Raw genomic sequence first — 11,345 nt, forward strand, 5'->3', positions numbered from 1 at the left:
TGTGGACGATTCCTACGCCAACGGCTACGGAAACTCCAAGTGGGCCGGTGAAGTGCTGTTGCGCAACGCGTTCGACGAGTTCGGCCTGCCGGTGTCGGTCTTTCGCTCGGACATGATCCTGGCGCACAGCAGATGGACCGGTCAGCTCAACGTGCCGGACGTGTTCACGCGTCTGATCCTCTCGGTCGTCGCAACCGGCCTGGCTCCTCACACGTTCTACGCCACCGACACCGGGGCACCGACCGACGAGAAAGGGCGACCGCTGGCCCACTACGACGGTCTGCCTGCCGATTTCAGTGCTTCGGCCATCACGTCGATCGCGGGCGGGGATACCTCTGGCTACCGAACGTTCGACATCCTCAACCCACACGACGACGACATCTCGCTGGACACGTTCGTCGATTGGATGCGTGACGCAGGTCGCGACATCGAGATCGTCGAGAACTACGACGAGTGGTTCGAACGGTTCGGTGCCGCAGTCGAGGCATTGCCGGAGAAGCAGCGTTCGCACTCGCTGCTCCCCCTGATCGACTCGTACGCACACCCGCAACACCCGTCGTCCGGGGCGATGCTGCCCGCCGACGAGTTCGCCTCGGCCGTCGGGGACATTCCGCACCTCGGGCGCGAGTTGATCGAGAAGTACCTCTCCGATCTCGTGGCGCTCGAGCTCGTGAGCACGCGCTAGAGCAGTTCCCGATGCGGGCCACGCGGCCCGCATCGGGAAGCCCTACTCCCCGACCGGTTGTGGTTCGCCCGTCTGCTTCGGGGCGGGAATCAGCCGCGAGTACGCCAGACACACGAGCCCGAAGAACAGATAACCCAGGGCCACTTGCGGGTTGGCTGCCCACCCCACCTCGTGTGAGTGGATCAGACCGACCCACGACAGTGCCGCGGCCACCCCACCCGCTGCTGCGGCGGCGAGAAACCGTTTGTCGAGAACGAACGTGACGATGGTGCCCAACATCAGTCCGGCGAGTACCGCTCCCGATCCGAACGTCTTCAGCCCGTCGTAGACGACACCCGCCTGACCCAGTGCCTCACTGCCCACTTCGGTAGCCGATGTACCTGCCGCGCTGAGTGCGTTGTCGATCAGACCCACCGCCCACTCCGCGAGGTTGGGAAGCAGCGCCACCACCACCGCGATAGCGTGCAGCTTCGGCACCGACTGGAATGCCTGGGCACCGATCAGCAGTCCGATGTACAGCAGAATCGGAACGATCGCGGGAATCGGCAGCAACGTCGCCAGCAATCCGAACAACCCGAGAAAACACATCAACCCGATCGCGACGCCCGATGCGACCGAGTATCCGGTGCGGCCACCTGCGTCCTTCCAGCCGGGATGGCCGATGTAGACCGCGGGCGGGAACGGCGATCCGAACGCCGAGCCGACGACCGCACCGAAGCCGTCCGCGAGCAGCACACTGCGCAGGTTGTAGTTGTCTCCGGCAGCGGACGCGCTTTCGACGTTGCTCATCGCCTCGGTGAAGTTGTAGACCCCCAACGGAATTGCGGTGGGGAGCAGGGGTGCCAGGTTACCGAGACCGTCGAGCAGGAGATCGAGGCGCAGATCCGGAAGGCCGAGCGCGATATTGCTCGCCGCCTCGGTCACGTCCGGCACGGACATGTATCCGCCGATCCAGCCGATCGCCGTGCCCACCAGAAGCGCCGCGAGACCCACCGGAATGTTGCCGGGCAACTTCACGTCTGTGAAGAAGCCGATGAGAATGATTGCGAGAACGGGCAACCCGATCCAGGCGGCCTCCCACATCTGCGCGGCCGGGCGCATCGCGATGAACGTGATGGAGATGCCGGCCAACGTACCGAGCATTGCCGCGCGCGGGGTGATCCTGCGAATGTAGGGCCCGACGAACGCTCCGATCATGACGATGATGCCGATCATGAAGGCCCAGGCGAGTCCCGCCGCCCACGCCTGAACCGCGTCGCCCGTCGCCAGGTAGACCGGGAGCATGACCACGAACACGACGATGAACATGTGCGGCACGCTCGGACCGTAGGGTAGCGCAGTCACGTCGGTTCGGTTCTCGCGCTTGGCAAGTCGACGAGCGAGAACCATGTAGTACAAGTTTCCCAGGATCAGTGCGATTCCGAGAGCAGGCAGCAGCGTCCCGAGGACGTCGCTTCCTGGAATACCGACCACTGCGATGCTCAAGGTGGTCAGAGTGAGAACGTTGACGAGGATGTTGAAGCCGAGTCCGAAGAATGCGTTGGTGTCGCCTTTCGTCCACCACGAGAGGGTGAACGAGGGCGACGAGCCTGCAGCGGGTGAGTCTTTGACGTCCATGGTCATGTTCTGGTCCTATCGGCTCGCAGAAGTGGGAACGAACGCGACCAACGCGGCAACGACGTCCTCCGACGGCGCGGTCCACCCGAAAATCCCGCCTTGAGCCGAGATCATCTCGAGGCCCACTCGCTGGAACTCCGGGAAATACGAACCGACACAGTCCGTCACCACGAGGCATTCGTATCCTCGATCGTTGGCCTCCCGCACCGTGGTGTGCACACACACCTCCGTCGTCACACCGGTGACGAGCAGGGTGGTGATTCCGGCGCTCGTGAGAACCTCGGAGAGCTCGGTGGCGTAGAACGCCCCTTTGCCGGGCTTGTCGATGACGGTCTCGCCTTCGAGTGGTGCCAATTCGTCGACGATGTCGTGGCCGTACTCACCGCGAACGAGTATGCGGCCGAACGCTCCCCGATCTCCGATGCGCCGAGAGGGCGCGCCGCGGCGCAACTTGGCCGGCGGGCAGTCCGACAGGTCCGGCAGATGCCCCTCCCTGGTGTGGATCACCGGTATCCCGGCCTCCCTGGCCACCGCGATGAGACCCACGAGTGGTTCGATCACGGTTCGGAGCTGGCCTACATCGTTGCCGAGGCTCTCACCGAATCCCCCTGGAAGCAGAAAGTCCCTCTGCATGTCGATGACGAGCAGTGCCGTCGTCGACGCGTCGAGGGTGAACTCCGATGGCGACGCCGACGGTATCGAAACTACCGGTGTATGTGTTGAGGTCATGAGATCTCCTGTGCTGCAATGGAAGTGTCGTGAGCAGAACTGATCGCCCGGGAATATGCCCGCCAGCCACCGAACTCGCTGATGTCGTCGACGGTGTGTCCCTCCGCACCGGTCTGCACAGTGGCATCGCAGACGTAGCCGAGAACGTCGGAACCGTCGGCCAGCAGCACTCGTCCCAGAGCGAGTACCGCCGGCATTCTGCCCGCGAGTACCGCAAGAGAAGTGGCGGGCAGACGCCACCTCTCCACGTCGATTGCGCTGCCGCCGAATGGAACTCGCAACAGACCGGGTGTCGGATCGGCGGTTCCGATCCGAAGCAGTGTGTACGTCGGCGCGGTGCACGTGGCCTCGACCAGGGACCCGCCCAGCTCGACGAGCTGCGGGTTGGCGCGCTCTCCTGACAGATGGTGCCCGGCAACGACGATGTCGATGGTCCCGACCGCCGGCTCTCCGCCAGCGAGAGGCGGTGAGACGGTGCGCCCCTCTCCGAGCAACCGGGCCGCGACTGCGAGAATCGTATCGTCGGCCAGCGCAGGCCCGATCACCATGAGGCTGACCGGTCGACCGTCCTCGGTGAGCCCGGAGGGAACCGCTACGGCGGTCAGGTCGAGAAGGTTCCCGAAGTGGGTGTAGTGGCCGAGCTTCGTGTTGCACGCGATGGGGTCCGCGAGTACCTCGGGCACGGTGAAGGTGGTACCGATGGTCGGCACGATCATCACGTCCATCGATGTCCAGAGCTGCGCGACGCGAGCGCGAAGGTCTTGCAGCGTCTGCAGGGCACGGAAGGCATCGACGGCGTTGTACCGCCGTCCACCCAGGAATATCTCGCGGACGACCGGAACGATGGAATCGGGCTTGTCGGTGAGGAATTCGTCGAACTCGACCAGCCGCTCGGCAACCCACGGTCCCTGATACAGCAGCGATCCGGCATCGAGAAACGGAGTGAGATCGACTGCGGTGGTCCGTAATCCATGCTCGGGAAGCGACCGGCGCGCGACCGAATGTGCATCGAACATGGCTGCGTCGCCGAAAAAATCCAACTGCTGCAGGTCCGGTAGACCCACAGTGACCTCGTGCCCGTCGAACTTCTCTCCGCGGCGACGCGACCAGCCGTCCGCTGGATCCTCGGCGCACATGACGTCGAAGACGAGATCGAGATCCTCGACCGTCGTCGCCATCAGGGTGATGCAGTCCAGCGACTTGCACGCGGGGACGAGTCCGACGGTGCTGATCAGGCCGCGTGACGGTTTGTACCCGACGATGCCGTTGAGCGCTGCGGGCACTCGCCCCGATCCTGCGGTGTCGGTGGCCACGCAGAACGGCACCTGCCCGAGGGCGACGGCCAGTGCCGAACCGGAGCTGGACCCGCCCGAGATCATGTCGTTGCCGTAGACGCTCCGCGGAATCGGGTGCGGCGTGCGCGTTCCGTTCAGCCCGGTCGCGAACTGGTCGAGGCTGGTCTTGCCGACGAAGATGGCTCCGGCGTCGACCAACGCCTGCACTGCCGGGGCCGTCGAATCCGGCGTGTACGCGTAGTCGGGACAGGCGAGAGTGGTCGGGTATCCGGCCACGTCGATGCTGTCCTTGACGCCGAAGGGAATTCCGTACAGGGGTAGCGACACCGCATCGGGTCGCGCTTCCAGAGCCGCGGCGGCCGCGAGCAGTTCCGCACGGGCCACGATGGTGATCCACGTTCCGTCGTCGCCGCGCGCAGCCACGGCGGTCGAGAAGGCCTCCACCGTTGCCGTGGGAGTCGAGGCACCGGTTCGGTACGCCGCGAGCATCTCGGCAACGGTCGGGCCGAGTACCGGTCCAAGGTCTGAATTCATACCGTCGATTGTCGACAGTTTTCTGTTACTGCAGGTTGTTGCCGTGTTTCGAGTCTGTTAGGAAGTACTCTCGAGATGCAGGTAGGTCAGCTCGCCGTGCTGCTTCAACGCAGCGAGCGCCACCGACAGATCGTTCGATTCGATGGCGTCGAGCAACCACTCGTGACGCCGGATCCCGTCGACCGGATTGGCTACTCGGGCTTCTTCCCTGAGATTGCGGGCCATCGGTAGCTGCAACTTCAGCAGGATCGGGGCATACGCCACATCGAGTTGGCGACTGCCTGCCAACGCCACGATGGCTTCGTGGAAACGCCGGTGGGCGTCGTCCTTGCCGAGGGTGTCGCCCCGCGCATCGGCGTCACGCATCTCGTCGAGCGCCGTTCGTACCGGCGCGAACGCACCGTCGCGAGACGACGCGAGCGGGAGCGCGCGCTCGAGCGCATGCCGTTCGAGAACCTGACGCAGCTCGAAGAGTTCGAGAATGTCCACTGTCGACCACACCGTCACTCGAAACCCGCGACGTGGAAGATGTTCGACGAGACCCTGCTGAGCCAACAGGCGCAACGCCTCACGTACCGGTGCTCGGCTGATCCCGAGGCGCGCGCACAGGGTTTCCTCGACCACTCGGGATCCGGGCTCGAGCGCACCGCTGAGCACCTCGGATCGGACTTGGCGAGTCGCCATTTCGACAAGGCTGGGCGGCAAGGAGCCGTGTTCCGCCGGTGCAGCCATGCCGCCAGTGTACGAACATGTTCGGCGAATGGTGCGCATCCGAAGCATCGCCGAGTCGAATCCCGAGTGCTCGGGTATCCCCCAGCGTTAGGATGGTCGGTATATGTGGATTGGATGGATAGAATTCGACTTCCTTCTCGGAGACGTTCACTCACTCAAAGAGAAGCGCTCCGTGATCCGGCCGGTGATCTCCGAATTGCAACGTAAGTTCGCGGTGTCGGCCGCGGAGACCGATCATCGAGAGTTGCACAGACGAGCAGGTGTCGGCGCGTCAGTCGTAGCAGGCGATCGCGACCACGTCACCGAAGTTCTCGACCGAATCGAGCGCGTGGCGGCCTCACGTCCCGAGCTGCAACTCGTCTCCGTGCGGCGGCGCACCATCCGAAGCGACGACATCTGAGGCCTGCCCCGCCCGGTCATCGTCGTACGTCGAACACCTGCTTCTGAATTCCGTTGCCGTAGACCTCGTGTTCGACCAGTTCGAGATGCGTGGTGTCCTTGTCGGCCTCACTGAACAATCGTTTTCCCGCCCCGAGCAGGAGTGGAAAGACGAGCAGGTGGTACCGATCGACGAGTCCGGCGTCGGCGAGACTTCGCCCCAGAGTGGCGCTGCCGTGGATCGAAATCGGCCCACCATCGGAGTCCCTGAGCTCGGCAACGTCGTCGATACCGCGCAGAATGGTTGCCGGCCAGCGTGAGTCGTCCTGTTCGAGCGTTGTCGACACCACGTACCTCGGCATCGCGTTGTACCCGGCGAAATCGTCCATGGTGGGCCAGATCGGCGCAAATGCCTCGTACGAGGTGCGGCCCAACAGCAGCGCCGTGGCCTCTTCCTGCTCACGTCCTTTGATCTCGTACGCGGCCGGGTCGAACTCGATGCCCTGAAACGTCCACCCCGAGTTGCGATAACCCACCTCGCCGCCCGGTCCCTCCATGACGCCGTCGAGCGAAACGAACGCGGTCACGATCACAGTGCGCATGGACGGTCCTTACCGGTGCTGGGATGCGGGTGCCGGAATCGTAAACCATCCGCCCGCCGAATCCGTCGATACCATCGACCGATGATTGCCAGCGACATGTCCCGCCCGGCGTGGGACGACGACCCGGCCGTGTCCGGCTGGCCGGGCCTGCCCGCACTGGAGCGTGACGGCACCGCGGACGTCTGCGTCGTCGGCCTGGGAGGCTCGGGTCTGGCCGCTGTAACCGACCTCGTGGACCGTGGTCTCGATGTGGTCGGTATCGACGCAGGACGGATCGCTGCCGGTGCCGCGGGCCGCAACGGCGGATTCCTGCTCGGTGGTCCGGCGACTTTTCTGCACGCTGCGCTCGCAACCTGGGGCCCGTGTGCGGTGGATCTGTATCGAGCGACTCTGGCCGAGATCGACTCTCTGGAAGAGATTCTCGGATCCGACGTCGTCCGCCGTACCGGATCCATCAGGCTCGCGGGAGTGCCCGGCGCGCCGGTCGAGCTCGCTGATTCGGAGGATTGCGATGCGCTGGCACAGTGCCTGCGCGAGAACGACATTGCCGTCGAGCAGTATTCCGGCGAGTTGGGGCGCGGGATCTTCCTACCGGACGACGCGGTGATGAATCCTGCGCGTCGCGCGCTGGGGTTGGCGTCGATCCTCGCGGGCCGCGCCCGGTTGTACGAGAACACGCCCGCAACCGCCATCGAGCCAGGAGCAGTCACGACGCCGAGTGGGGTGATTCGGTGCGGCCTGGTTCTCGTTGCCGTCGACGGTCGGCTCGAACAGGTACTCCCCCAGCTCGACGGCCGGGTTCGGACCGCGCGTCTGCAGATGCTCGCCACCTCGCCCGTGACGCCGAGACGACTGCCCTGCCCCGTGTACGGACGATGGGGATACGACTACGCGCAGCAGGACGCGTCGGGACGGCTGTATGTCGGGGGCGGTCGTGACCTCTTCGTAGACGACGAGTGGACACCGTCCGACGAACCGACCGCCCAGGTGCAGGACTACATCGAATCTGTCGCGACATCGTTTGCAGGAGAATCTTTTTCGGTTGTTGCGCGTTGGGCTGCATCCGTGGGATTCACCGCGGACGGGCGCCCGCTGTGCACAGTCGTCGACGACACCGTGGTCGCATTCGGCGGCTACAACGGGACAGGCAATCTGGTCGGCCCGGTCACCGCTCGTGCCGCCGTTGCGCTCGGGCTCGACGGGATTGCAGTGCCGCAGTATCTGAGCAGCTGACGCATGGCAGTGTGGACCCATGGCCGAAGAACCGGAACGCACCGAGGACGGTCGCTACATCGTCATCAAGGGTCGACGTTGGCGCGCAACGGATCCTGACATCCCCGAGGATCGCAATGCCGAACTGCGGTCGATCCTGATGGCGTGGCGCAGGGAGGTCAAACGGACGTCGGGCGCACCGGAATCTCGGGCAGGGGTGCACGCCACCAAAGTCGCCCTCGGCGAGCGTGGAACGCCGTGGTGGGAACAGTCCGACGACGAACGACGAGCCCGCTGGGAATCGGAAGTATCGCGGCCTGCCGACACCTGACCCTCGCCAGATGGTTGCCATGATGGAAACTATCCAATACGGTTTCCACCATGGAAAGCATCGGAAGACCCACACCTGCCGAAGCACGGACAGCCCTCGACGACATCGACCGAGTTCAGCGCGCGGTACGAGACACTCGGTGGCCGATATGGCTGTACCCGGTCAACGCGGTGCTGCTTGCCGTTTTCGCACTGACCGCCCTTCTCGACAGCCAGGCCGCGCCCCTGGGGGTAGCTGCGGTGATCATCGCGGTCAACGTCATCACCGGATATCGGATGGGGACGCCGTGGGCCCTACCCACCAACAGAGGCTTCCTCACCTGCGTGGCGCTCTCGGCGCTCTGCGTCGCACTGGCGCAGGCTGTCGGGAATCCCGGCGGACCGGCCTGGCCTGTGCTTCTGCTCGCCATCGCAGCTGCGTCGATCTACTCGATCGGATCGATCTTGCACTACCGCAGCACACGTCGATGACGAGCGATCTCGATCCCATCATTCATCCCGCACACCGGCTCCGAATCTGTGCCCTTCTGGCCGCGGCCACGACGGTGGAACTCTCGATCGTCAAGGAACACAGCGGGTTGAGCGCATCGGCGCTGAGCAAGCAGGTCGCCGCGCTGGTCGATGCGGGATACGTCGAGCAGCAGCGATCACGCACGGACTCGCGTCGACTGTGGTTGTCGTTGACGAAGGACGGTAGAACGGCGTATCGGCACCATGTGGCTGCACTCCGCACCATTCTGGCCGATACCGACGCCTCTATTTGATCTTCTGCGGTGACTTTCCGTCGTGGTGCGTGTCTACTGTTTCGACGGATGCCGTCGACGTAGTTCAGCCCGCTCGTTCAGCGAAGAAGGAGACTTCGATCATGTCCATTCTCAATCCCTACCTGTCGTTCCGAGACAATGCCCGCGAGGCAATGGAGTTCTATCGGTCGGTCTTCGGTGGCGAGCTGACCGTCACCACGCTCGGCGAGGCCAATGCCAGCGAGGATCCCGCCGACCAGGACAAGGTCATGCACGGCCAGCTGACCACCTCGAACGGCTTCACTCTGATGGGAGCCGACACGCCGTCGTCGATGGAGCACACCCCCGGCAACACCATGAGTGTCTCGCTCAGCGGCGACGAGGAGGACGAACTGACGGGCTACTGGAACAAGTTGGCCGTCGACGCGCAGTTCACCATGGGTCTCGAGAAAGCTCCGTGGGGCGACACGTTCGGAATGTTGACCGACAAGTTCGGTGTCCAGTGGATGGTCAACATCGCAGGATCCAACACTGGGAGCTGAGCGCCGACGCGGCCGCTCCTACACGACGACGGTCTTCGGCGGGATCACCTGTCGGAGACCTTCGGGCCCGCAGCCCCGATCGAGGGCCAGCAGCAACAGTACACAGCCGATACCGGACAGGACGAGCGCGGAACCGAACATCGCCGTGTAGCCGAACAGGTCTCCGACCACACCGGCGGCGATCCCGGCGGCACCCTGCGCGAAGACGATCGCGCACGCCATCAGCGTGTAATCGCTTCCCGCGAAGCGCTTCTCGGACGCGTCCATCATCAGCGCGAACACCGCCACGGTGGCCGCACCACCGAGCACATGTTCGGTGATGTTGGCGGTGACCAGAAGCGGAAAGCCGCCTACACCGAGGGACGCGACGACATACAGGGCAAGGCTCAGCGTTTGGCTCACTCCGCCCACCAGCAGGGCCCGACGACGTCCGTACCGAAACGCCAGCCATGCCCCGAGTGCGGCTCCTCCGACCGCAGCCACCGAAGACAGACCGCCCTCGACCAGCGCTATCTGGGGCAGCGACAGACCGCTGTCCGACAGGAACGGACCCACGAGGGCCGATCCCATCGAGTTGCCGAACTTGAACCCGATGATCAGCAGAATGAATGCAATCATTCCGGGTCTGCGAAGCCGCGACCACCAGGCACCGGCCAGCCGCCCCGGCCTCGGTCGCTCGGCGTGCGGATCGGAGTCCGCGTCGGCCGCGTCGAGTTGTCTGCGCATCCACCACACGGGGAGCGTCGTCAGCACGATCAGCAGTGCCATCGCAACGAACAGCGCGCGCCATCCGGCGAAGGTGAACAGCCACAACAGCAGTCCGCCACCGCACACCATGCCGATGCGGTAGGCACCGACCTGGAGTCCGTTGCCCAACCCGCGCTGCGCCGCGGTGAGCGTGCGCACCGCGATGCCGTCGGTCGCGATGTCCTGCGTCGCCGACAGAGCATTCATGACGAAGATCCCGACGAACAACCAGCGCAACGTCGAGGACAGATCGAGGAACGACAACGCCAGTGCCACCGCTGCGGCCGAACACTGCAGCGAGAGCAGCCACCGCCTCCTGGATCCATACCGATCGACGTACGGTGCCCAGAGGAACTTGAGCGCCCACGGCAGGAACAACACACCGGTTGCGCTGATCTTCACCAAGGAGAACCCCGACTCTCGGAGCACCACCGGCAAGGCCTGGGTGAAGAATCCGAACGGCACTCCCTGCGCGAAGTAGAGCGCACCCAGGAGAGTGAGGGTCCCGGCGGTGAACGACGCCGGGCGCACCGCGTTGGTCATGACGGCCATCGTGTCAGAGCGACGCCGACTCCGCTGAATGCGCTACCGGCTGGCGAAGGATGGTGCGCAGCTTCGCAGGTTCGACCCGGCGCGGATCGCTCAGGTAGATCTCGTGATGTCTGCCCGTCATCGTCAATCCAGAACTGGGGATGTATCGATGATGGAGCTCGTCGAGTACCGGTGTCTCGTCGTCGTAGGACCCGATGTGCAGCGTCTGTACGCACAGTCCCTCGTCGAGAGTCTCCAACCGAACCCTGCTCGACGCATCCGAGTTGCTCTTCGAGGCGGCGGTCGCCACTGCCGCCTCGAACATCGGACGGTCGATCCAGTCCGGCACCATGATCATGGCGGTCCAGTTCCACTCGCTCTTGTCCCTCTCGGTGGTGAACGACGTCATGTTCTCGGCCCACCACAGAGCCTCGAGCGGCGGGACGACGTAGTCCCGTTCGAGATCGTTCTTGCTCGCGAACTTGACTGCATAGGCCACGGGGTAGAGCGCCCCGATTGCTTCGGCATACTCCGGCGCGGTGTTCGGATCGCCGTGTCCGTCGAGCATCAGGTAGGTCAGCGGCGGAACGACAAGGGTACGAAAGATGTTGTGCCGTGCCGAATATGCGTCGAGCGTCTTCTTGAAATCGACCTTCATGACACCCGCT

Annotated in this window: 14 protein-coding genes; 7 read left to right on the forward strand and 7 right to left on the reverse strand. The window is 64.4% G+C overall.

The genetic code is table 11. The features are described 5' to 3' along the window. Positions 1-685: SDR family oxidoreductase (locus tag CH256_RS02050; RefSeq protein ID WP_179271970.1), on the forward strand; the 685-nt coding region annotated here is incomplete at its 5' end. A 42-nt stretch (positions 686-727) separates the two neighbouring features. On the opposite strand, the gene CH256_RS02055 is transcribed toward CH256_RS02050, so the two are convergent. Genes CH256_RS02055 through CH256_RS02070 form a run of 4 tightly spaced genes read right to left on the reverse strand, consistent with a single transcriptional unit; the run spans position 728 to position 5,592 of the window. Next, positions 728-2,308, reverse strand: coding sequence for a regulator (locus CH256_RS02055; RefSeq protein ID WP_094668738.1), 1,581 nt, complete (start codon positions 2,306-2,308; stop codon positions 728-730). Between the two features lie 9 nt (positions 2,309-2,317). Then, positions 2,318-3,031 (reverse strand): cysteine hydrolase family protein, encoded by a 714-nt coding sequence (locus CH256_RS02060; RefSeq protein ID WP_068047446.1) that lies wholly within the window; start codon positions 3,029-3,031, stop codon positions 2,318-2,320. Beyond that, on the reverse strand, positions 3,028-4,860 hold the full coding sequence (atzF, locus tag CH256_RS02065; protein ID WP_094641707.1) for an allophanate hydrolase: 1,833 nt from the start codon (positions 4,858-4,860) through the stop codon (positions 3,028-3,030). The genes CH256_RS02060 and atzF overlap by 4 nt, the downstream gene beginning before the upstream one ends. A 57-nt stretch (positions 4,861-4,917) precedes the next feature. Continuing rightward, positions 4,918-5,592, reverse strand: coding sequence for a GntR family transcriptional regulator (locus CH256_RS02070; RefSeq protein ID WP_094642344.1), 675 nt, complete (start codon positions 5,590-5,592; stop codon positions 4,918-4,920). Between the two features lie 103 nt (positions 5,593-5,695). Here CH256_RS02070 and CH256_RS02075 point away from each other — a divergent pair, with 103 nt between their 5' ends. Continuing rightward, a complete protein-coding gene (locus tag CH256_RS02075; protein ID WP_068047452.1) occupies positions 5,696-5,992 on the forward strand; it encodes a DUF503 domain-containing protein in 297 nt (98 codons plus the stop codon). A gap of 16 nt (positions 5,993-6,008) precedes the next feature. Here the strand turns inward: CH256_RS02075 and CH256_RS02080 are convergent, their stop codons facing one another. Beyond that, the gene (locus CH256_RS02080) at positions 6,009-6,572 is read right to left on the reverse strand and encodes a dihydrofolate reductase family protein (protein WP_068047455.1); all 564 of its coding nucleotides are present in this window, start codon (positions 6,570-6,572) and stop codon (positions 6,009-6,011) included. 81 nt (positions 6,573-6,653) lie between these two features. Between CH256_RS02080 and CH256_RS02085 the strand changes: the two genes are divergently transcribed. The 5 genes from CH256_RS02085 to CH256_RS02105 all read left to right on the forward strand — a co-directional run bounded on the left by CH256_RS02085 (position 6,654) and on the right by CH256_RS02105 (position 9,399). Then, complete coding sequence (locus tag CH256_RS02085; protein WP_094641705.1) at positions 6,654-7,805, forward strand: NAD(P)/FAD-dependent oxidoreductase; 1,152 nt, start codon at positions 6,654-6,656, stop codon at positions 7,803-7,805. A 19-nt stretch (positions 7,806-7,824) separates the two neighbouring features. Then, positions 7,825-8,115: a hypothetical protein gene (locus CH256_RS02090; protein ID WP_068047475.1), complete on the forward strand. Its 291-nt coding sequence runs from the start codon at positions 7,825-7,827 to the stop codon at positions 8,113-8,115. Positions 8,116-8,165: 50 nt separating this feature from the next. Beyond that, on the forward strand, positions 8,166-8,585 hold the full coding sequence (locus CH256_RS02095) for a hypothetical protein (protein ID WP_094668739.1): 420 nt from the start codon (positions 8,166-8,168) through the stop codon (positions 8,583-8,585). Continuing rightward, positions 8,582-8,878, forward strand: coding sequence for a transcriptional regulator (locus CH256_RS02100; protein ID WP_068282462.1), 297 nt, complete (start codon positions 8,582-8,584; stop codon positions 8,876-8,878). Before CH256_RS02095 ends, CH256_RS02100 begins: the two co-directional genes overlap by 4 nt. 98 nt (positions 8,879-8,976) lie before the next feature. After that, on the forward strand, positions 8,977-9,399 hold the full coding sequence (locus CH256_RS02105) for a VOC family protein (protein WP_068047305.1): 423 nt from the start codon (positions 8,977-8,979) through the stop codon (positions 9,397-9,399). A gap of 18 nt (positions 9,400-9,417) precedes the next feature. On the opposite strand, the gene CH256_RS02110 is transcribed toward CH256_RS02105, so the two are convergent. After that, positions 9,418-10,689, reverse strand: a complete 1,272-nt coding sequence (locus CH256_RS02110) for an MFS transporter (protein WP_094642343.1) — start codon at positions 10,687-10,689, stop codon at positions 9,418-9,420. A gap of 13 nt (positions 10,690-10,702) precedes the next feature. Continuing rightward, complete coding sequence (locus CH256_RS02115) at positions 10,703-11,335, reverse strand: GyrI-like domain-containing protein (protein WP_094642342.1); 633 nt, start codon at positions 11,333-11,335, stop codon at positions 10,703-10,705. Between the last annotated feature and the right edge of the window lie 10 nt (positions 11,336-11,345).

The sequence above is a fragment of the Rhodococcus sp. 05-2254-6 genome, from assembly GCF_002258565.1.
GTDB lineage: Bacteria > Actinomycetota > Actinomycetes > Mycobacteriales > Mycobacteriaceae > Rhodococcoides.

What these genes read in the sequence shown, in the direction of transcription:
- CH256_RS02080 (WP_068047455.1), bottom strand. Translation starts at nt 6,572, where the DNA reads ATGCGCACTGTGATCGTGACCGCGTTCGTTTCGCTCGACGGCGTCATG.
- atzF (WP_094641707.1), bottom strand. Translation starts at nt 4,860, where the DNA reads ATGAATTCAGACCTTGGACCGGTACTCGGCCCGACCGTTGCCGAGATG.
- CH256_RS02110 (WP_094642343.1), bottom strand. Translation starts at nt 10,689, where the DNA reads ATGACCAACGCGGTGCGCCCGGCGTCGTTCACCGCCGGGACCCTCACT.
- CH256_RS02070 (WP_094642344.1), bottom strand. Translation starts at nt 5,592, where the DNA reads ATGGCTGCACCGGCGGAACACGGCTCCTTGCCGCCCAGCCTTGTCGAA.
- CH256_RS02095 (WP_094668739.1), top strand. Translation starts at nt 8,166, where the DNA reads ATGGAAAGCATCGGAAGACCCACACCTGCCGAAGCACGGACAGCCCTC.
- CH256_RS02115 (WP_094642342.1), bottom strand. Translation starts at nt 11,335, where the DNA reads ATGAAGGTCGATTTCAAGAAGACGCTCGACGCATATTCGGCACGGCAC.
- CH256_RS02085 (WP_094641705.1), top strand. Translation starts at nt 6,654, where the DNA reads ATGATTGCCAGCGACATGTCCCGCCCGGCGTGGGACGACGACCCGGCC.
- CH256_RS02055 (WP_094668738.1), bottom strand. Translation starts at nt 2,308, where the DNA reads ATGACCATGGACGTCAAAGACTCACCCGCTGCAGGCTCGTCGCCCTCG.
- CH256_RS02090 (WP_068047475.1), top strand. Translation starts at nt 7,825, where the DNA reads ATGGCCGAAGAACCGGAACGCACCGAGGACGGTCGCTACATCGTCATC.
- CH256_RS02100 (WP_068282462.1), top strand. Translation starts at nt 8,582, where the DNA reads ATGACGAGCGATCTCGATCCCATCATTCATCCCGCACACCGGCTCCGA.
- CH256_RS02075 (WP_068047452.1), top strand. Translation starts at nt 5,696, where the DNA reads ATGTGGATTGGATGGATAGAATTCGACTTCCTTCTCGGAGACGTTCAC.
- CH256_RS02060 (WP_068047446.1), bottom strand. Translation starts at nt 3,031, where the DNA reads ATGACCTCAACACATACACCGGTAGTTTCGATACCGTCGGCGTCGCCA.